Source organism: Rhizobium sp. CC1099 (assembly GCF_029714385.1).
GTDB lineage: Bacteria > Pseudomonadota > Alphaproteobacteria > Rhizobiales > Rhizobiaceae > Rhizobium.
The window spans coordinates 1325663-1345377 of the sequence record NZ_CP121641.1 but is presented as its reverse complement, the minus strand read 5'-3'; the positions used below and the strand labels follow the sequence as shown (position 1 = coordinate 1345377).

General features: G+C 59.9%; 20 protein-coding genes, 2 tRNA genes and 3 pseudogenes. 16 read left to right on the top strand and 9 right to left on the bottom strand.

Annotated features, from left to right (window positions below; genetic code table 11):
* Nucleotides 1-80 precede the first annotated feature (80 nt).
* From QA644_RS06880 to QA644_RS06870, 3 genes are all read left to right on the top strand, one after another.
* Nucleotides 81-155, top strand: a tRNA-Asn gene (locus tag QA644_RS06880).
* Between the two features lie 475 nt (nt 156-630).
* Nucleotides 631-1011 carry a hypothetical protein gene (locus QA644_RS06875; protein ID WP_239599040.1) on the top strand — a complete coding sequence of 127 codons (381 nt, stop codon included), beginning with the start codon at nt 631-633 and terminating at the stop codon, nt 1009-1011.
* Between the two features lie 134 nt (nt 1012-1145).
* Nucleotides 1146-1379 carry a DUF6429 family protein gene (locus QA644_RS06870; protein ID WP_239599042.1) on the top strand — a complete coding sequence of 78 codons (234 nt, stop codon included), beginning with the start codon at nt 1146-1148 and terminating at the stop codon, nt 1377-1379.
* On the opposite strand, the pseudogene QA644_RS06865 reads toward QA644_RS06870, so the two are convergent.
* The 4 genes and pseudogenes from QA644_RS06865 to QA644_RS06850 all read right to left on the bottom strand — a co-directional run.
* A pseudogene (locus tag QA644_RS06865) lies at nt 1360-1533 on the bottom strand (transposase domain-containing protein); the annotation flags it as partial. The gene QA644_RS06870 and the pseudogene QA644_RS06865 sit on opposite strands and share 20 nt — an antisense overlap.
* A gap of 8 nt (nt 1534-1541) precedes the next feature.
* Nucleotides 1542-1670, bottom strand: a pseudogene (locus QA644_RS06860) (ATP-dependent DNA ligase); the annotation flags it as partial.
* A 73-nt stretch (nt 1671-1743) separates the two neighbouring features.
* A complete protein-coding gene (locus QA644_RS06855; RefSeq protein WP_283071620.1) occupies nt 1744-2859 on the bottom strand; it encodes a Fic family protein in 1116 nt (371 codons plus the stop codon).
* 450 nt (nt 2860-3309) lie between these two features.
* Nucleotides 3310-4146, bottom strand: a complete 837-nt coding sequence (locus QA644_RS06850) for an SDR family NAD(P)-dependent oxidoreductase (RefSeq protein WP_194729528.1) — start codon at nt 4144-4146, stop codon at nt 3310-3312.
* Between QA644_RS06850 and QA644_RS06845 the strand changes: the two genes are divergently transcribed.
* The 6 genes from QA644_RS06845 (at nt 4145) to QA644_RS06820 (ending at nt 8282) form a co-directional block, all read left to right on the top strand.
* Complete coding sequence (locus QA644_RS06845) at nt 4145-4354, top strand: hypothetical protein (protein WP_283071619.1); 210 nt, start codon at nt 4145-4147, stop codon at nt 4352-4354. The two genes, QA644_RS06850 and QA644_RS06845, sit on opposite strands and share 2 nt — an antisense overlap.
* 104 nt (nt 4355-4458) lie before the next feature.
* Nucleotides 4459-5499 carry a cysteine synthase A gene (locus tag QA644_RS06840; protein ID WP_074067693.1) on the top strand — a complete coding sequence of 347 codons (1041 nt, stop codon included), beginning with the start codon at nt 4459-4461 and terminating at the stop codon, nt 5497-5499.
* 5 nt (nt 5500-5504) lie between these two features.
* On the top strand, nt 5505-6242 hold the full coding sequence (locus QA644_RS06835; protein WP_239599046.1) for an alanyl-tRNA editing protein: 738 nt from the start codon (nt 5505-5507) through the stop codon (nt 6240-6242).
* Nucleotides 6243-6263: 21 nt separating this feature from the next.
* The gene (gene sseA, locus QA644_RS06830) at nt 6264-7133 is read left to right on the top strand and encodes a 3-mercaptopyruvate sulfurtransferase (RefSeq protein ID WP_283071618.1); all 870 of its coding nucleotides are present in this window, start codon (nt 6264-6266) and stop codon (nt 7131-7133) included.
* An 8-nt stretch (nt 7134-7141) separates the two neighbouring features.
* Nucleotides 7142-7702: a GNAT family N-acetyltransferase gene (locus QA644_RS06825; protein WP_074067688.1), complete on the top strand. Its 561-nt coding sequence runs from the start codon at nt 7142-7144 to the stop codon at nt 7700-7702.
* 70 nt (nt 7703-7772) lie between these two features.
* The gene (locus QA644_RS06820) at nt 7773-8282 is read left to right on the top strand and encodes a DUF1203 domain-containing protein (RefSeq protein ID WP_239599049.1); all 510 of its coding nucleotides are present in this window, start codon (nt 7773-7775) and stop codon (nt 8280-8282) included.
* Between the two features lie 16 nt (nt 8283-8298).
* On the opposite strand, the gene ald is transcribed toward QA644_RS06820, so the two are convergent.
* Nucleotides 8299-9417: an alanine dehydrogenase gene (gene ald, locus QA644_RS06815; protein ID WP_074067684.1), complete on the bottom strand. Its 1119-nt coding sequence runs from the start codon at nt 9415-9417 to the stop codon at nt 8299-8301.
* Nucleotides 9418-9576: 159 nt separating this feature from the next.
* On the opposite strand from ald, the gene QA644_RS06810 reads away from it, so the two are divergent.
* From QA644_RS06810 to QA644_RS06795, 4 genes and pseudogenes are all read left to right on the top strand, one after another.
* Complete coding sequence (locus tag QA644_RS06810; RefSeq protein ID WP_022718321.1) at nt 9577-10038, top strand: Lrp/AsnC family transcriptional regulator; 462 nt, start codon at nt 9577-9579, stop codon at nt 10036-10038.
* A gap of 72 nt (nt 10039-10110) precedes the next feature.
* Nucleotides 10111-10992, top strand: a complete 882-nt coding sequence (locus tag QA644_RS06805) for a DMT family transporter (protein WP_239599054.1) — start codon at nt 10111-10113, stop codon at nt 10990-10992.
* Between the two features lie 87 nt (nt 10993-11079).
* Nucleotides 11080-11415 (top strand): PilZ domain-containing protein, encoded by a 336-nt coding sequence (locus QA644_RS06800; RefSeq protein WP_194730119.1) that lies wholly within the window; start codon nt 11080-11082, stop codon nt 11413-11415.
* Between the two features lie 99 nt (nt 11416-11514).
* A pseudogene (locus QA644_RS06795) lies at nt 11515-13504 on the top strand (bifunctional 2',3'-cyclic-nucleotide 2'-phosphodiesterase/3'-nucleotidase).
* Between the two features lie 36 nt (nt 13505-13540).
* Here QA644_RS06795 and QA644_RS06790 read toward each other — a convergent pair.
* On the bottom strand, nt 13541-14509 hold the full coding sequence (locus tag QA644_RS06790; protein WP_239599060.1) for a LysR family transcriptional regulator: 969 nt from the start codon (nt 14507-14509) through the stop codon (nt 13541-13543).
* A 138-nt stretch (nt 14510-14647) separates the two neighbouring features.
* On the opposite strand from QA644_RS06790, the gene QA644_RS06785 reads away from it, so the two are divergent.
* Nucleotides 14648-15262 carry an FMN-dependent NADH-azoreductase gene (locus QA644_RS06785; RefSeq protein ID WP_074067674.1) on the top strand — a complete coding sequence of 205 codons (615 nt, stop codon included), beginning with the start codon at nt 14648-14650 and terminating at the stop codon, nt 15260-15262.
* A gap of 639 nt (nt 15263-15901) precedes the next feature.
* Here QA644_RS06785 and QA644_RS06780 read toward each other — a convergent pair.
* The 3 genes from QA644_RS06780 to ilvA form a co-directional block, all read right to left on the bottom strand.
* Nucleotides 15902-17170: a GGDEF domain-containing protein gene (locus tag QA644_RS06780; protein ID WP_239599063.1), complete on the bottom strand. Its 1269-nt coding sequence runs from the start codon at nt 17168-17170 to the stop codon at nt 15902-15904.
* Between the two features lie 138 nt (nt 17171-17308).
* Entirely contained in the window at nt 17309-17635 is a 327-nt protein-coding gene (locus tag QA644_RS06775) for an HlyU family transcriptional regulator (protein WP_039844674.1), read from the bottom strand.
* 37 nt (nt 17636-17672) lie between these two features.
* Nucleotides 17673-18929 carry a threonine ammonia-lyase gene (gene ilvA, locus QA644_RS06770; RefSeq protein ID WP_283071615.1) on the bottom strand — a complete coding sequence of 419 codons (1257 nt, stop codon included), beginning with the start codon at nt 18927-18929 and terminating at the stop codon, nt 17673-17675.
* Between the two features lie 165 nt (nt 18930-19094).
* Here ilvA and QA644_RS06765 point away from each other — a divergent pair, with 165 nt between their 5' ends.
* Together QA644_RS06765 and QA644_RS06760 are read left to right on the top strand one after the other, a co-directional pair.
* Nucleotides 19095-19502, top strand: coding sequence for a VanZ family protein (locus QA644_RS06765; protein ID WP_283071613.1), 408 nt, complete (start codon nt 19095-19097; stop codon nt 19500-19502).
* A gap of 30 nt (nt 19503-19532) precedes the next feature.
* Nucleotides 19533-19617, top strand: a tRNA-Leu gene (locus QA644_RS06760).
* Nucleotides 19618-19715: the final 98 nt, after the last annotated feature.

Genomic DNA, 19715 nt, shown 5'->3' with positions numbered 1-19715 from the left:
GATGTCATTTTTTTGAAAAAACTGCTTGGCAAATCGAACAAGCATTTGTATTAGCCCACTCACGCCGCGCCAAGCGGTGATCCCTGGTAGCTCAGCGGTAGAGCATTCGACTGTTAATCGACAGGTCGCCGGTTCGAATCCGGCCCGGGGAGCCAGATTTCCAACCTAAGTGGTTGATGCTATTGCAGGAGTCGGTTCTTGATTGAATCGGCTCCTCATTTTATTCCTACTACTTGTTTCCTGTTGGTGATTAAACTCCTGCTGTTGGCTCCGATTTTGTGCAGGAATATATCTCGCACGGCCTTCACAAACGTGGCGAGCACCTTTTGCAGCAGGACTTTATATCGGCCTTCCTGTCGCTTCCTACGCCGGCTCAGAAGGCTCGAAGGACTATCCGCGGTATCTGAGGGTTTGAAGCGCCTCAAGACCTATATGTCGAACACCAAAAGACGCGTTTATAGGCCTACGTTGCCCGAGAACTGCATCGCATAATCTTAAAGGTCGCCGGCATTCGCGCCGACGGCCTGCCAATACATCGTCATCAGCGTTCGTCATTTAGCCCTTAAAAGTATCGTTGCAACCAACCTCGGTGCGACGCGTTCCTTCACGTGCGAAATCCGAGGATCAGTCATGAAACCCATCCTTTCCATTGCAGCCGTTGCCTTGGCATTGACTGCCGGCGCGAGCTTTGCCCAGCAGCCCACCGACACGCCACGGCCGCCAGACAACGCAACAGCGGCGCCTGAATCCACTCCGCCCGGTCAGCAAGCAGCTCCCTCAGATGAGGATCGTCCTCGTCTTGGTTGGCGCAGGGGACGAATGCGTGATCGTCCGCCGCCTCCTCCCCCATCAAAGGCCGCGCATTTTCACATCCAGGATGGAGACGTTGAAATCGACATCAAGTGTGCCGATGACGAACCGACAAAGGTTTGCGCCGACCTTCTCTTGCAGATGCTGGACAGATTGGAAGGGGCATCATCGTCCAGAGGCGATCGTGATGATTACCGGTAGGAGCCGATCTCAGGGTCTGCCCGATATCATTGGCCATCGATATTTCCTTTGCGATAGCGGAAAAAGCCAGCTCCTTAGCACGCATACGCTGAAGGCCGCATGATATTGGGTCGCGGGCATGTTATCATCGAGGCATGGACATCGATGAGGACAAGATCGACGACGCTGTCTTGGCACTACTATGGCTGACGCTGCATGACGGGCGTCGGGCGTGGAAGGGTTTTGATTGGAATGCAACAGATCGATTGTTCAAGAAGGGCCTGATCGGCGATCCGGCGAGCAAAACGAAGTCATTGATCTTGACGGATGAAGGCCTCCAGCGCTCGGAGGAGCTCTTTCGGGCGTTGTTTACGCGGCCGCCGCGATAGCAGCGCTTTTCGCTTTCCAGTTCCAAGGCAAATGCTCGGCAATCTTGCTGAACGGATGATCGGCGATGCGGGCGAGCACGTCGTCGAGCCAAGCTTGCGGATCGATGTCGTTGAGCTTGGCTGTGATGATCAGCGTCGCCATGAAGGCGGCGCGATCCGCAGCCGTGCCGGAAGCAGCAGCGAGCCGATGCCGGCCCGCGCGACCGTGGAAAGTTCATAGCCAACGATCACGAAGCTGTCGCTCTGCAGGCACTTGATTTTCACCCAGTCGCCAAGACGGACGGAGCGATATTCGCATGCCTTCGAGCCCATGCTCGCCTGTGTGCTTCGAGATAGCCTACAATCCTCGGAGCCTTCCGGGACTTCAAGCCCCACCGATCTCTGCCAGCGAATAGCTCGTGCTGCGGCCTCCGCCCTCATCTTTCACCAGGATGCTGCGCGTCACAAGGTCATTGATGTCGCGGAGCGCGGTATCTGGCGACGTCTTCGTCAACACCGCCCATTTCGAGGAGGTCAGCTTGCCGTCGAAACCATCCAGCAAGCGATTGATGACTTTACGCTGGCGTTCGCTGATCGTCTCTCCTGCAATCGCCTCCCAGAAACGCGCCTTGCGAAGCACATTCGCAAGAATCTGCTCGGCACCGTCAAAAGCACGATCGAGACATGTCAAAAACCATTGCAGCCATTCGGTGATATCGACGTCACCCTTCTGGGTTCTCTCCAGAATGGCATAATAGTGCTTTCGCTCCAGACGGATTTGAGCGGACATGCTGTAGAAACGCTGCTGATTGCTCTCGGATCGAGCAAGCGCCATATCGGCGATGGCACGCGCGATGCGACCATTGCCATCATCCAAGGGATGGATCGTCACGAACCACAGATGGGCGATCGCAGCCTTCAGAACTGGGTCGAGCCGCAGGTCGCTGTTAAACCAGTCGAGGAAGGCCGCTATCTCATTCATCAGTCGCTCGGCTGCCGGTGCCTGGTAATGGACCCTCTCTCTGCCAACCGGCCCGGACACCACCAGCATCGGTCCTGACGCTTCGCTGCGCCATGCACCGACGACAATCTTCGTCATGCCGCTGCGGCCTGTAGGAAAAAGGGCGGCGTGCCATGCGAAGAGACGTTCGTCGGAAAGACGACCCTGATAATTCTGAGTGGCGTCAAGCATCATTTCGACGACACCCTCGACGTTACGATCAACGGGAGCAAGTGCGCCGATATCCATGCCGAGACGCCGTGCGATGGAGGAGCGAACCTGCTCCTTGTCGAGGGTTTCGCCTTCGATCTCGCTGGATTTCAGGACGTCTTCGGTCAGGGTCTGGAGAACCGCTTCGGCGCGCAGGTCAAAGCCAAGTGCCTCCATCCGACCAAACAGGCGCCCTTGCCGATGCCGAACAGCCGCAAGCTGGCCTGCAAGCGCATCGGTGTTCCAATGAAACTTCGGCCAATCTTCTCGCTGGTGGATATACGTCGCCATTCTCCGCACCTCTGGCGGTGAAAATGGCAACTATTCTCCGCAAAGGCAAGGTCAATCACCGCAAAAAATGCGGATATTAATACCGCCAATCACCGCATTCAGCCGAGGGCATCCGCAAAGATCGCCGATTCTACGCTACGGCCTGTATTTGCACGACGGGCGGCTCCCCGTCCTGCCGGCCAAGGGCGACAGCGCGCGCTCTAAGGGAAGGTTTTGCGTCACCGGTAAGGCGAATCCGCTCGGCTCGGTCATGGTCTCGTTTGCGCATCCGAGGCATCAAATCTGGCGTAGTAGCAGAATAGAGGGGAAATCGATGACACAAAGTTCGCAGTTTCGTTCGGCTCGGGGAGCCAGATTTCATCAGTATCAACAGATCAATTGAATGAGCCGGTTCTTCGTGAACCGGCTCATCTTCCTTGGCCGCAGGCTGCACGAGCGACGTTACCCCAATCACTCCGCAGGATGCGGTGTCGCCGGATGGTGGCCGGACGAAGGGGGCGGATGCTTCCACCAGCGCGCCGAACGATTCACCAGCCGGAAGTAGAGGCCGTAGGGCATCAGCCGGAGGAGTTTCAGCATATAGGTGAAGCGCTTCGGAAAACTGACTTCGAAGCGACTGGATTTGAGGCCTGCCGCAATCTGCTCGGCGGCTTCCGCAGGCGACACGAGCGGCGGCATCGGGAAGCTGTTTTCGAGGCCTGCCGGCATATCGGCAAAGCCGGGGCAGATGATCTGGATGCGGATGCCCATCTTGTCGAGATCGAATTTCAGGCTTTCGGCCATGTTGATCAGCGCCGCCTCGGTGGCGCCATAGGCCGCGCTCGTGGGCAGGCCGCCATAGCCGGCGGCGGAAGAGACGATGGCGATCTGCCCCTGCCCCTTGGCCTTCATGTGCCGGATGGCAGGCAGGAGGCAATTGACGACACCGCAGAGGTTGACGGCGAAGCTTTTCTCGAAATCCGCGCGGTTCAATTCCTCGGCATGCACAGGCTGGTAAATGCCGGTATTGAAGATCGCCAGGGCGAGCGCGCCGTGCTCGTATTCGATCGAGGCGAGCACATGCTCCATATCCTCGGGATCGGTCACGTCGCCATCGAGAACGACGATGCTGCCGGAAAGGCCGCTTGCTTCGGTCTGAAGTTCGGCCAGCTCTTCATGATTGCCCGCGGTGACGGCGACTTTGTATCCCTCGCCTGCCAGTTTCAGCGCCAATGCCCGTCCGATGCCTGAATTCGCGCCGGAGATCCAGGCGATGCCATGTTCGGGACGGGCGATGAAATCACGCATGATTGACTTCCTCCAGACTACCGATTCAGCACAAAACCAGGACCGGAAGTTTCTCGCTGCCTCCCGGATTCATGCCTCTATCACGCTATTGTGGCTCATTTCAGCCGATCGGGCCGCCGATGATCCCGTCGAGGGTTTTGGTGTGCTTGAGGCGCGCAGCCCGACGCAAATTGCAAGTCACGCGGGATTTTTGAAAGCGGAAGTCTAATTTTATCGTCGCAGGCGGGGCCATGGAATAGCATTTCTTGCCAACCCAGCCTTGTGAAGGGAAAAGACCGTTCCTAAACTACCAGTTCCACAGAGGCAGATTCCATGACCTTCCACCCATCCGTCATCGAGGCGATCGGCAACACTCCGCTCATCAAGCTCAAGGGCGCATCCGAAGCGACCGGCTGCACCATCCTCGGCAAGGCGGAGTTCCTGAACCCCGGCCAGTCGGTGAAGGACCGCGCCGCGCTCTACATCATCCGCGATGCCGAGAAGAAGGGGCTGCTGAGGCCGGGCGGCGTGATTGTCGAGGGCACCGCCGGCAATACCGGCATCGGGCTGGCGGTCGTCGCCAACGCGCTCGGCTACCGCACGGTGATCGTCATCCCGGAAACGCAAAGCCAGGAGAAGAAAGACGCGCTGAAGTTGCTCGGCGCTGAACTCGTCGAAGTGCCTGCCGTGCCTTACAAGAACCCCAACAACTATGTGAAGGTTTCCGGTCGCCTGGCAGAACAGCTGGCGAAGTCCGATCCGAACGGCGCCATCTGGGCGAACCAGTTCGACAATGTCGCGAACCGCCAGGCACACATCGAGACCACGGCCGCGGAAATCTGGAAGGATACCGACGGCAAGGTCGACGGTTTCGTCAGCGCCGTCGGCTCGGGAGGCACACTTGCGGGCGTCGCGGCCGGCCTCAAGGCGTTCCGCAAGGACGTCAAGATCGGCATCGCCGATCCTGAGGGGGCAGCACTTTACGAGTTCTACAAGAACGGTGAATTGAAATCCTCCGGCTCCTCGATCACCGAGGGCATCGGCCAGGGCCGCATCACGGCCAATCTCGAAGGCTTCACGCCGGATTTCGCCTATCAGATTTCCGACGCCGAAGCGCTGCCCTATGTCTTCGATCTCGTCGAACACGAAGGGCTCTGCCTCGGCGGTTCGACGGGAATCAATATTGCCGGTGCGGTACGTCTTGCGAAGGATCTTGGCCCGGGTCACACCGTGGTGACGATCCTTTGCGACTACGGCAACCGCTACCAGTCAAAGCTCTTCAACCCCGATTTCCTGACCTCAAAGGGCCTGCCCGTTCCCACGTGGCTGACCACGTCGCAGGACATAAAGATACCCTACGAACCCGCAGCGTGAGACCCATGCCAGTCAATGCCCTCTATCGTGACGATTTCTATCTATCGACATGTGAGGCGGTGGTCACCGCCATCCACGAAGGCGGGGGCATCGAGCTGGATCAGACCTGCTTTTATGCAGCGTCCGGCGGCCAACCGGGCGATACCGGCTTTCTCGAGCGCGCCGACGGTTCGAAGATCGAACTTGGCCCGACGAAGCACGGGTCGACCAAGGATATCGTCGTCCACGTCCCGTCTGCGGGCCAGCCGCAGCCGGTGATCGGCGAAAGGCTCGTCCTGCATGTCGACTGGCCGCGCCGCTACCGGCTAATGCGCATGCACACAGCCTGCCACCTGCTTTCGGTCGTCTGTTCCTATCCGATCACCGGTGCCGCTGTTGGCGAGGACGAGAGCCGCATCGATTTCGACATGAGCGAGACGATCGACAAGGACGAGGTGACGGCGAAGATGATGGAACTCGTTGCCCAGAACTATCCGGTCTATGTCCAATGGATCACCGACGAGGAGCTGGCTGCGAACCCCGGCATCGTGAAATCGAAGAACGTGCGCCCGCCGATGGGACTTGGCCGCGTCAGCCTCGTCTGCATCGGCGAAAACTCGGCGATTGACAGCCAGCCCTGCGGCGGCACACATGTCTCCGAAACGCAGGAAGTCGGTCAGGTCCACATTGCCAAGATCGAGAAGAAGGGTAAGGAGAACCGCCGCTTCCGCATCCGCTTCGGCGTGCCCGGCAACGAAGCCTAAGACAATCAGGGAGAGATCAGAATGAGCGAAGAGAAGAGCCGTTTCGTCGTCTCGGCCGATTGGCTGCAGGGCGAGCTCGGAAAGCCGGACCTGCGCGTGCTGGATGCCTCCTTCTATCTCCCGGCGCAGAATCGCGACGCGGACACCGAATATGCAAGTGGCCATATTCCGGGCGCGATCCGCTTCGACCAAGACAAGATCGCGGATCATTCCACCGGGCTGCCGCATACCATCCCCTCGCCGGATTATTTCGCCGAAGAAGCCGGCAAGCTCGGCATCAGCGAGACGGACCGTATCGTGGTCTATGATGGTATCGGCATGTTCGCCTCGCCGCGCGTCTGGTGGCTCTTCCGGGTCATGGGCGCAAAAAACGTCTTCGTTCTCGACGGCGGACTCGACGGCTGGAAGGCGGAGGGCAGACCGCTGAAAACGGATGTCCCGAACTATAAGCCGACGACCTTCAAGACGAATTATGATGCAGGCCGTGTCGTTTCCCTCGAAACCATGCGAGACATCGTTTCCAGCGGCGCGCTGCAGATCGCCGATGCGCGCAGTGCAGGACGTTTCGCCGCCACCGAGCCGGAGCCGCGGGCCGGCATGCGCTCCGGCCATATGCCCGGCGCCCGCAGCCTGCCCTCCGGCGTTTTTGCCAATCAGGGCCGTTTCAAATCGCTGCCGGAGCTGAAGCAGACCATCGAGGGTGCCGGGATCGACCTTTCGAAACCGGTCGTCACCTCCTGCGGCTCGGGGATTACGGCCGCGATCATCACGCTGGCGCTCGAATCGATCGGCCATACCGACAACAAGCTCTATGACGGCTCGTGGAGCGAGTGGGGCAGCCGCGACGATACCCCGGTGGTGACCGGCCCGCCCGACCCGATCACGGTCTGAGACGCACCATGGCGAAGTCCCCCTCCTCGCTCACGGCGCATATCACCCGGCTGGAAATGACGGCGCCGCCCAAGGCAAGCCTACCGGTGCCGGTCAACATCCAGACGGCGATCATGCGTGCGCCGGGCATTCCGCTGCCGTTCTACCGCTATCTCTACCGCCAGGTCGGCGCCCGCTGGCAATGGGTGGACCGGCTGCGGATGAGCGACGAGGTGCTTACGGAAACTCTGCACGACAAGCGCAACAATATCAGCGTGCTCTATGTCAATGGCGCGCCTGCCGGCTTCTACGAGTATTTCTGCGAGGACGAGGATACGATCGAACTTTGCCATTTCGGCCTGATCGAGCACGCGCTCGGCCTCGGCATCGGCAAGTGGTTCCTGCTGCAGGCGCTTTACGCGATCTGGACGCTGAACCCAACGCGCGTCACGACAACGACCAACAACCTCGACCATCCGCGCGCCCTACAGCTCTATCAGATGTTCGGCTTCTCTCCAGTCTCAACCGGCACCGGCATCGTCCGGCCGCTCAGCGACAAGGAACTGCTGGAGATTGCCAGGAAGAGCTGAGCCGGCAAGAATCGGGTGGTTTGACCGGCTCTAAAAGCGCATTTCATGGCAATCACGAAGGAGATTTGCCATGTCAGACATCCGTTTTTCCGCCATGCCGACCGCCGATGCCGAGCACCTTTGGACCGGCGGCCGCGATGCCTATGACAATCTGCCGGAAACGATGGTTTCCGATGGACCGGGGCATCCCTGCCGTCATTGCCTGAAGAATATCGATGCCGGCGACTTGCTTCTTGTTTTCGCCTACCGCCCGTTTCCGGAATTGCAGCCCTATGCCGAGACCGGCCCGATCTTCCTGCACAAGAAGCGGTGCGAGCGTTATGAAGCGGAGGAAGAGCTGCCGCCGGTGCTGAAGACGAGCCGGGACTTTATCGTGCGCGGCTATGGCGAGAACAATCGCATTGTCTACGGCACCGGGGCCGTCACCGCGACCACCGATATTCCGGGCTATGCCGAAGAGCTGCTGAAGCGCCCGGAGATCGCATACGTGCATGTGCGCTCGGCGCGCAACAATTGCTTCCAGTGCCGGATCGACAAGCAAAAGGCGCCGGCCTTCAGCGAGACCAGCGCCTTCATCTAACGCAGCGTGATGGGAATTACGCTACGTTCAATACGCTTTCCGCTGCGTGGGCTTCATAACCCAGCGCGTCGGCGACCGGCTTGTTGGTGATGCGGCCTCTGTGGACGTTAAGACCGTTGCGCAGATGCTTGTCCTCAGCGATGGCGCGCAGGCCGCGGTCGGCAAGCGCCAGGCCATGGACGAGCGTTGCGTTGTTCAGCGCATGCGCGGAGGTGACAGGAACCGCACCCGGCATGTTGGCGACGCAGTAGTGCACCACGCCTTCGACCTCGTAGGTCGGCTCGGAATGCGTCGTCGCATGCGAGGTTTCGAAGCAGCCGCCCTGGTCGATCGCGACATCGACGATGACTGAGCCTTTCTTCATGCCGGACAGCATTTCGCGGGTGACGAGCTTTGGTGCGGCCGCACCAGGAATGAGCACGGCGCCGATGACGAGATCGGCGGTGAAGACCTCTTCCTCCAGTGCCTGGATGCTGGAATAACGCGTGTGGATGCGCCCGCCGAAAATGTCGTCGAGCTGGCGCAGGCGCGGCAGCGACTTGTCGAGGATACTGACATCGGCGCCCAGGCCGGCTGCCATCTTGGCCGCATGCAGGCCAACGACGCCGCCGCCGATGATTGCGACCTTGGCCGGCAGCACGCCGGGAACGCCGCCGAGCAGGATGCCGAGGCCGCCATTGGCCTTTTGAAGCGCCGTGGCCCCCGCCTGGATCGACAGGCGTCCCGCGACTTCAGACATCGGGGCAAGCAGCGGCAGACCGCCGCGCTCGTCGGTAACCGTTTCATAGGCGATCGCGGTGACGCCGGACGCGAGCAGGCCCCTGGTCTGCTCTGGATCGGGCGCGAGGTGGAGATAGGTATAGAGAAGCTGGCCGTCGCGAAGCTGCACCCATTCCGAGGGCTGCGGCTCCTTGACCTTCACGACCATGTCGCACTTCTCGAAGATATCCTTGGCCGAGGCGGCGATCCTCGCGCCAGCGGCGATATAGGAGGCGTCATCGGCACCGATGCCGGCGCCTGCCTTTGTCTCGACCCAGACGTCATGGCCATGGGCGACATATTCACGAACCGAAGCAGGTGTCAGGCCGACACGATATTCATGATTCTTGATTTCCTTCGGGCAACCGACACGCATCTAAGCGTTCCTCTCATTTTATGTCCGCTTGGGCGGAGCGTTTTGGATGACCCAAATCCAAACACCGGAGGCGCGAAATGTCCTTGCAAAGAGCATTTGCCTGAGAACTATTTTTCGAGGATTATTGCGAAAACGACCCTCTTTTCGAAGGTTCTTCGAATGTCTGAACTCGATACTATCGATCGTGCGATTCTGAAGGCGCTTCAGGCGAACGCCCGCATCACCAATGCCGATCTTGCGAACAAGGTGGGCCTTTCGGCTTCGGCCTGTTCCAGACGGCTCGACATTCTTGAGAAGAGCGGCGTCATCGGCGGCTATCACGCGCGCCTTTCACACAAGGCACTGGACTACAAGATGATCGCCATCGTGCACATCTCGCTCTCCGGCCAGTTTGCGAAGACCCTTGCGGAATTCGAGGCGGCGGTGAAGCGCTGCCCGAACGTGCTCGTCTGCTACCTAATGTCGGGCGAGTACGACTACATTCTGCGTGTCGCCGCACGCGACCTGGAAGACTACGAGCGCATACACCGCGACTGGCTCTCCGCCCTGCCCCACGTCGTCAAGATTAATTCCAGCTTCGCGCTCCGGGAAATCATTGACAGGCCGAATGTCGGGCTTTGAGGCCTTGCAAAGCGGCATGAATCCTGGCCTAGCTTCAGTCGTATGCGGGCCTCTCCCGCCTTACGGCAAGGCATGAAATCCAAGACGCAAGGCTATATCTTCGTCCTTCTGGCGATCACCATCTTTTCCGTGCAGGACGGCATCTCGAAGCATCTGGCGAGCACCTATCCGCCGGTTTTCGTGACGATGATCCGCTACTGGGCCTTTGCAATTTTCACGATCCTGCTCGCGTCGAGAATGCGCGGCGGCCTGAAGGCGACCGTGCGCACGAACCGGCCTTTGCTTCAGGTCACGCGTGGCGTGCTGCTTGCCGCGCAGGTCGTGCTGGCGATCACCTGTTTCGCGATCATCGGACTTGCGCGCACCCAGGCGATCTTTGCCGGCACTCCGATCCTGATCGCCCTCCTTTCCGTGCCACTGCTCGGCGAGCGCGTCGGGTGGCGCCGCTGGACGGCAATCTGCGCGGGGCTCGCCGGCGTTCTTTTGATCTTGAAGCCAGAAAGTGGCTTTTTTGATCCGAAGCTGCTGCTTGCGGTCTTGGGCTGCTTCCTCTTCGCCTTCTACGTCATCGCCACTCGCCTCGTCAGCCGTGACGATTCATCGATGACGAGCTTCTTCTATACCGGCGTCGCGGGCGGCATAACGATAACACTCATCGGTCCTTTCTACTGGACCCCGATGTCGGCCAGTGACTGGGGCTGGATGGCGCTTCTCTGCCTAACCGGCATCTCAAGCCACTATTTCCTGATCCGCGCCTATGACATGCTCGATGCCGCGGCCGTTCAGCCGCTTACGTATCTGCAGCTCGTCTACGCCTCGATCATCGGCGTCGTCATCTTTGACGAAGCCCTGAGCCTCAACACGATCGCCGGCTCGGTGATCGTCGTGGCTGCCGGCATTTTCACCATCTGGCGTGAGCATGTGGTGGCGCGCAGCGGCGCTGTGCGGAGATAGAACCCATCTCGTAATTTAGCGGTTTCTATAAAAGGATTTTTCAATATTTTCGCGATACAGTGCGCCAAGTATTCTATTGAGGGCTGCATAATGCGTAATCTGAATATCATTACTCGCAGGGCCGAACGCAAGTATTGCCGCATTTTCGGTAAGGTTCGCTATCTCAATAACGAAGTAGACGCCCGCATCCTCAATCTCTCGATAACGGGCGCTGCGGTGGAAATTCGAACGCCGCTTTATGCCGCATCGGGCAGCCGCGTACAAATCCTAGCGGAAGATCTTGGAACGCTGCACGGCATAATCCGGTGGAGCCACAATGGGCGCCTCGGTATCCAGTTCGACCCGAACTCCAACGCCCAGGCTCAGGTCGCATCCTACTTCCGCTTCTTCCACAAGGATGTGAAGCCGGTGTTAACGCGATAACATCCAAAGCCGGTTTGTCATTTTCCAGATGCACTGCCGTGCAAATCATCCTAGGCTCGCCGCCGGTTGAGCCATGGGTCATTTGCGAAGGAGTGTTCAATGTCTTCCATTCTTGATTTGCACCCGATTACCCGCCGGTCATTACTTGGCGGCATTGCCGCGACGTCGGCGCTTGTTCTGCTCCACCCCTTCACAGCGCGCGCGGCCGCCAATCAAGCGCATCTGCGGCTCATGGAAACCACAGACATCCATGTCAACGTTTTCCCATACGACTACTATGCCGACAAGCCGAACGACACGATGGGTCTGGCGCGCACCGCGACGATCATCGATAACATTCGCGCCGAAGCGGCCAACTCGCTGCTGATCGACAATGGTGACCTGCTGCAGGGCAATCCGATGGGCGATTACATGGCCTATCAACACGGCATGAAAGATGGCGACGTCCACCCGGTCATTAAGGGCGATGAACACGCTTGGCTATACTGTCGGCACGCTCGGAAACCACGAGTTCAACTACGGCCTCGATTTCATGTTCAAGGTGCTTGGCGGCGCGAATTTCCCGTTCGTCTGCGCCAACCTGACGAAGGGCCAGCTCGCCTCCGATCCGAAGAAGGACGATCTCTTCTTCAAGCCCTACGTGATCGTCGAAAAGCAGATCAAGGACGGCGCAGGCAACGAGAGCCCGGTCAAGATCGGCTTCATCGATTTCGTGCCGCCGCAGATCATGCTCTGGGACATCAAGAACCTCGAAGGCAAGGCGCAGACCCGCGACATCGTCGAGGCCGCCAAGGCCTGGGTTCCGGCGATGAAGGAGGAAGGCGCCGATATCGTCATCGCGCTTTCCCACTCCGGCATCGACGGCTCCGCCCCCTCCGAGAAGATGGAGAATGCCTCGCTGCATCTTGCCGCCGTGGACGGCATCGATGCGATCTTCACCGGCCATCAGCACCTTGTCTTCCCCGGCCCGAAGAGTTGGGACGGGATTGCCAACGCCGATCCGGTGAAAGGCACGCTGCATGGCAAGCCGACGGTCATGGCCGGTTTCTGGGGCTCGCATCTTGGCCTCATCGACCTGCTTCTGGAAAAGAACGGCAAGAGCTGGACGATCGTCGATTTCACCGCCGAGGCTCGGCCGATCTATCACCGCGACGACAAGAAGAAGGTCGTTGCCGACGTCGGCGACAAGAAGGACGTGATCGAAGCCGCAAAGGCTGAGCATGAGGCGACGCTCGCCTATGTCCGCACCCCGGTCGGCAAGACGTCGGCGCCGCTCTATTCCTACTTCGCCCTCGTTGCCGACGATCCCTCCGTGCAGATCGTCAGTCAGGCGCAGACCTGGTACATCAAGCAGATGCTGGCTGATACCGAATTTAAGGATCTGCCCGTCCTTTCGGCCGCTGCTCCTTTCAAGGCAGGCGGCCGCGGCGGCGCGGATTACTATACCGACGTTCCGGCGGGCGATGTCGCGATCAAGAATGTCGCCGACCTCTACCTCTATCCGAACACCGTGCAGGCAGTGGTTGTTACCGGCGAGCAGGTGAAGAACTGGCTGGAAATGTCGGCGGGCATGTTCAACGAGGTGAAGCCCGGCGCAACGGATGCGGAATTGCTCAACGGTGATTTCCCGTCCTACAACTTCGATGTCATCGACGGTGTGACCTACCAGATCGACCTCTCGCAGCCGCGCAAATACGACAATGACGGCAAGGCGATCAATGAAAGCTCGAACCGCATCCAGAATCTGCAGTTCGACGGCAAGCCGATCGACCTCAAGCAGAAGTTCGTCGTGGTCACCAACAACTACCGTGCGGGCGGCGGCGGCAAGTTCCCGGAGATCGCAGCGGACAAGGTCGTCTTCCAGGCTCCGGACACCAACCGCGACGCGATCGTCCGCTTCGTTCATGAACAGGGCACGATCAATCCGTCCGCCGACGGCAACTGGACCTTCAAGCCGCTGCCGGGCACGAGCGCCGTCTTCCAGAGCGGGCCGAAGGCCAAGCAATTCCTGGCCGACGTCAAGAGTGTCAAGCTGGAGGATGCCGGCGAGGGCGTGGACGGATTTGCAAAGTTCAGGCTGGTTCTCTAGCCGATGTGAAAGCCAGGCGAGGCGGCAGCGCCTCGCCTATTCCGCTGCAAGCGGCATTTCCGGTCCGCGAATCTCGTTTAGCGCCGCCGTGAAATCGGCGTGGTTGGGGCATTGGGACAGCCTGGTGCGGAATGCATCGATCATCCATGCCGCAGCTGGGCCTGGCGGATTGGCGAGGCGGCGCATGGCATAGATCGGATACTCGCCTTGCTCATAGGCCTCAAGGTCGAGATGAACGAGTGCGCCGCTCATCAGGTCGTCACGGATGATCGATGCAGGCAGGCCGCCCCAGCCGAGGCCGCCGCGGATCAACGCGTGCTTGGTCGCGATGTCGCTGACACGCCAGGTCTTGTAAGAAAGCACGTTGAAATCGCGGCCTTTCGTCAGCCCGGACGCATCGGTGACGACGAGCTGTACTTCCTCGCGAACATCGCCAAGCGTCAACGGCCGACCTATCTGCGCTAACGGATGATTGCGCGAGGCCACCGGCATCATGAAGGAATGGCCGATCTTTTCCATCAGCATCGAGTCGTCCGGCTTCAGGACGGCTCCGCCGATGCCGATCGTCGCCTTGCCGCTCACGACGGTCTCCATGACCATGCCAAGCTCGCCGACCGTGAGATTGAGCGCAACGGACGGAAATTGCTCACGGAACTCCCGCAGCACGTCCACCATTGCCGGAGACGGCACCATGACGCTGATCGCCACAGAGACCTCCGCTTCCAATCCTTCCTTCAGCCCTTTGACGCGGGCGCGCATCACCTGCAGATCGGTCAGCAGGCGGCGCGCATCTTCGAGCATGGCCTTGCCCGCATCCGTGAGCTTCGGCTGGCGGGCGCCGGAACGCTCAAAAAGCGGCATCTCGAGCTGTGCCTCGAGGTTCGCGATCGTGTAGCTGATCACCGACTGCGCGCGGTTGAGCGCGCGCGAGGCGGCGGAGAAGCTGCCGGTTTCTGCCACGGTAAGGAACACCTGCAGCTGATCCAATGTCGGGTTGGGAAGCATCTTCCATCCAATCTATCGATAATTTCGATCGACATTATCCCAGTTTTTTCGATAGCCGGCCAGTCCTATTTTCCTCTGAAGGCGGCTCGAACCTCCCAAGCGAGCTCGCAGCACTCCAATTCGAGAGGAAATTCAACTATGTCGTCCATCCTGCTCCTGACATCCAGCCCGCGCGCTGAATCGCTTTCGACCACCATTGCCACCGATCTCGCCGGCAAGCTTCAGGCCCAGAAGCCGGGCAGCGTCATCGTCCGCCGCGACCTCGCCGCCAATCCGCTACCGCACATCGATGACCTGTTTACCGCCGCAATCCGCAAGCCTGCCGAAGACCGCACGGCGCAGGAAGCCGAAGCCGTGAAGACCTCCGACGCGCTCATCGACGAGCTGCTCGCCGCCGACACCATCGTCATCGGCACAGGCCTTATCAACTTCAATATCTATTCGTCGCTGAAGACCTGGATCGACAACGTCGCCCGCGCCGGCCGCACCTTCAAGTACACCGAAAGCGGCCCGGTCGGGCTTGCAACCGGCAAGAAGGTCTATGTCGTGCTGGCCTCCGGCGGCGTCTACTCGCAGGGTCCTGCCGCCGGCATGAACCATGCCGTTCCGTATCTGAAGTCGGTTCTGGGCTTCCTCGGCATCACCGACATCGAAACCGTCTATGTCGAAGGCCTCGCCTTCGGTCCGGAAGCTGCAGAAAAGGCGATCGGCGCCGCCAAGGCCCGCGCCGAAGAGATCGCTCTCGCCGCCTAACCGCTTAACATCGCCCCCAGAAGCGGCCGGCTCTGTCCGGCCGCTTTTTGTTTCCGCTGCGCCATACCCGACGAGTCTGACGCTTGATATCCTGTCCGGAACACCTCTTCCGGCCCGTTGCGGACGTTGCAGTTGCTCAGTTTGAATGGCGCGAGGATAGTGCGTTGGCGGCCCTCGTCACTACTGATCAGGCGGTGTCAATCAAGCTTTCGCGTACTTTCACTTTCCTGTTGGGTGCGCCTGATGAAGTCGAGCATGAGCGACGCGGCCGCGTGCGTCTCGAGCAAGAGGTGGCCTGCGTCGAAAACGTGTGCTTCCATCCTGGGCATCGTCCGCACCCACGACAGCTTCTCGGCGAGGTCGAAGAATGCGTCGTGCGTTCCCAGGGCATCAGGGAGGGCGGCTGCCAGCGCACGAGATATTCGGCGATAACGTCGAACCGGGCGACATAGTTCGCATAGTCTGCAATGGGCGGCGCAACGGGCCGATAGCCACTGCGCCCAGGCCAGCACTTGTCCCGCAGACACAGAACTGCCGCTCGGGCGCAATCCAGAAGTAAACGTTCTTCCGCTCATGGCCCCATTGCATTCGTCGCAGCTTAGTTGGTCGAGCGAGCAGGCTCCGGAACCAAGTGTCAGATTAGCAGACTTTGACCAGACCGGTACGGCCGAAGACGCAATTCCGGCCATTCTTCTTTGCCCGGTAGAGCCGGTCATCTGCAGTAGAGAGAACCGTCATGAAGCTCACGCCATCTTCGTCGGCGGTCGCAACGCCGATGCTGACGGTGACGGGTCTTGCATCTGGTGTCCTGACGCTCGTCGCGATCGTCCATCGGAGCCGTTCTGCGACCAACAAGCCCTCCTCGTGGTCCGTGCCCGGGCAAATTGCAACGAATTCTTCGCCACCAAAGCGGAACACCCTGTCTGCAGAACGCAGGATCATCACCAGCCGGGCGGCGATCGACTTCAGCACCTCATCACCCTGCAGATGGCCGAAGTTATCGTTGACGTCCTTGAAGTGGTCGGCATCGATGATGATGACGGTAGTGAACTGCCCTTGCCGCAGGGCTTCCCGCATCATGACCGGTGCTTCGAGCTCCATACGCGAGCGGTCGTAGACGCCCGTCAGAATGTCCCTGCCCGTCCGCTCCAGAAGATCGTTGTACCGCTCGCGGAATGTCAGGTCGCCGAACAGATCGCTGAGCGAGCGTGCTGCCGCAGGAACGCCGTTTCGATGAATATAGAGCCGGTAGAAGGCAAAGAGCGCGGTATAGATGCAGACCGCAAACATCTTTGCCCTCCAGCCGTCCCAGAAGGCTGCAAGCGGCACGTCGAGAAAATAGTGCAGTGCGCCGAAGAAGCCGATCTGGTCGAAGGTCAGAAGTGCGAAGCCGCACAGCATGAAACGAAGGATCACCTTGCGCTTCATCCAATGACCAAGGCGTTCGTACAGCAGAATGATACCGAGCGCGTCGAGGTAGAGCAGCGCCGTACCCCAGACCATCAGCCAGCCCATCTCCTCCAGGAAGCTGAAATCGGCGGCATTGCCGGGTGAAATCTCGACGGTTTCATGCAGCTGCAGAACCCACGCGATCGCGACGGTCAGGAGATTGCCGAGGAACAGGCCGTAGATCGGCTGCCGGACCGTCGAAGCATCCTCCTCCAGGTAGAGCATCAGGATCATCATCAGCTTGCCGGCGAAGAAGACCGACGATCCGGGCGAGGCGACACCGAAAGGCAGCGACACGTAGAAGACGGCGGCGAGATAGGTTTCCATGAAATGCATGACGCCGAGCGCCGTCATGAAAACGCCAAGGCCCAGCCGGTGGCGGAAATGCAGCAGGCTCACCATCAGCGCGAAGTAGCCGACGGCTTCCACCACAATGAGACCGAGATTGACAATTGCCATCGCGCTTTCCGCTCTCCAACCGCTTCTTCATAGCGCGATACGGTTAAGAAACGGTCGCGTGACGTCAGGGTAACCCGCGGCCTCCCTGTATGGCTGCCGCCGCAAAGCCGCCCCGGCGAAGGCTTGGGAAGAGAGCGGCTAGACCTGCCGCTCCTTTGCACCGTCGCCGAAAAGCGAGGGGCCGTGCTGATCGATGATCTGGTGCGCTTTGCGCACCGTGCATTCGATCGCATCGTCCGACGAGGAGAACATGTCGGCGCGGATGAAATTGCGCACCAAAACCTCGCCGCCGACCGTCTTTTCGATGCGGCCTGCCAGGCGGAACTGTCCGCCTTCCTTGCGCGGCTCAGCGTAGATGGCGCAATCGGCGTAAAGCTGCGGCTCGCCCTTCGGGCCTGCGCTCGCCTCGGCCGATTTGCCGCCACCGGAAAACATCGAGAAAATGCTGGATAAGATCGAAGCCATGTTCCGCCTTTAACACGGGCCGCTCGCGCCCGCAAAGTCAAATGATGAGGTTGGCGAGGATGTCGTTCTCGGTGATGTCCTCGAAGCCCATGCCGGCCTTTTCGAAATTCGAAATCAGGGTGGCGAAGTTCTCCGGCGCCTTGGTCTCGATGCCGATCAGAACCGAGCCGAAGTTGCGCGCCGTCTTCTTCAGGTATTCGAAGCGGGCAATGTCGTCGTCCGGCCCCAGAAGATTGAGGAAATCGCGGAGCGCGCCGGGGCGCTGCGGCAGCCGCAGGATGAAGTATTTCTTCAGCCCGGCGTAACGCATCGCGCGCTCCTTGACGTCGGGTAGCCGCTCGAAGTCGAAATTGCCGCCGGAGACAACCGCCACGATCGTCTTGTCGCGAATGGTCTGCGGATCCATCGCCGCGATCGCCGTTAAAGACAAAGCCCCTGCCGGCTCCAGCACGACGCCCTCGACATTGAGCATTTCCGAGATCGTCACGCAGATGGCGTTCTCCGGCATCAACATGACCTGCGCGGCTGCAAAGCCTTTGAGCGCTGCGAAATTCAGGTCGCCGATGCGCGCAACGGCCGCGCCGTCGACAAAATTGTCGACCTTGGAAAGCGTCACCACTTCGCCGGCCTCGATGCTGCGTTTCAGACTCGGCGCGCCTGCCGGCTCGGTGAAGACAAAGACGGAATTCGGGACCGAGCCCTTGAGATAGCCCGTGATGCCCGCAGCAAGCCCGCCGCCGCCGACCGGCAAGACCAGCATGTCCGGCACCCTGCCCTCCGGCAGCTGCTGCATGATTTCTGCTGCGACCGTTGCCTGCCCCTCGATGATGTCCGCATGGTCGAAGGGCGGCACCATGACGCCTCCTTCCGCCTCGGCATGGTCGCGGGCGGCCTGATAGCATTGATCGAAGAAATCGCCGTAGAGCTTGATGGTGATGAATTCGGCGCCGAACATGCGCGTCTTGTCGATCTTCTGCTGCGGCGTCGTCACCGGCATGAAGACCACGCCCTGAACGCCGAAATGGCGGCAGACATATGCAAAGCCCTGCGCATGGTTGCCCGCCGAAGCGCAGATGAAGAGGCGCTCGCCGCTCCCTTCGGCAATCGCCTTGCGGAAGAAATTAAAGGCGCCGCGGATCTTGTAAGAACGGACGGGCGACAGATCCTCCCGCTTCAGCCAGATTTCAGCACCGTAGCGCGCCGAAAGATGGTCGTTGAGCTGCAGCGGCGTTGCCGGAAAGAGGCTGCGCAGCGCCTCTTCCGCGCGATCTACATCCTGTCTTGTGACGGTCATCGGTCCATTCCTGTCTCAAGACTTCGCTATGGCACAGGTCGGCTGCCAAAAGAAGTCCGTTTAACCGCCGTGCGGTTCGCTCTGCAGAAAGCTTTCTTCATCGCGCTTGGCGGATTGCTGCAGCTCCCCCGTGCGTTCGCTTTGCAATGCTGCTAACGTGAAGGGATGATGACATCCCGTTTTATGCGACCGCTCGCCTGGCTGCTGCTTGCCGCCATCATTTTCGTCACCATTTCGCCGATCGGCCTCAGGCCGCATACGATGACCAGCGTCAACGCCGACCGCGCGCTTGCCTATGCCGTCACCGGCTTCGTTTTCGCGCTCGGCTATCCGAAACAGTGGAAGCTCGTCGCACTGCTGCTGATCTTCGGCGCACTCGCCATCGAGTTCCTGCAATACCTGTCGCCGACACGTCATGCACGCCTGCACGACTCGGTCATCAAGGCAGCCGGCGCCATGATCGGCATTCTTACCGGCCGCGCTACTTACCGGCGCGGGCAGATGAAGCAAAGGATCGAGGCCGTTCCCGCTCCAAAGCCGCAAACCGGTGCCGCCGCCGGCGCTCTTGACTGAATCACTCCAGTCGTTAATTGAGGATCGCGCGCGGGCGTGGCGAAACTGGTAGACGCAAGGGACTTAAAATCCCTCGGAGAAATCCTTACGGGTTCGATCCCCGTCGCCCGCACCATATTTGAAATCATTGAATAAATTTGACTTCAACGAGTAGCCATCCTCGCCTGCGTAACAATGGGCTAGGGTACACGTGGGGGTACACCAAGCGGCCTT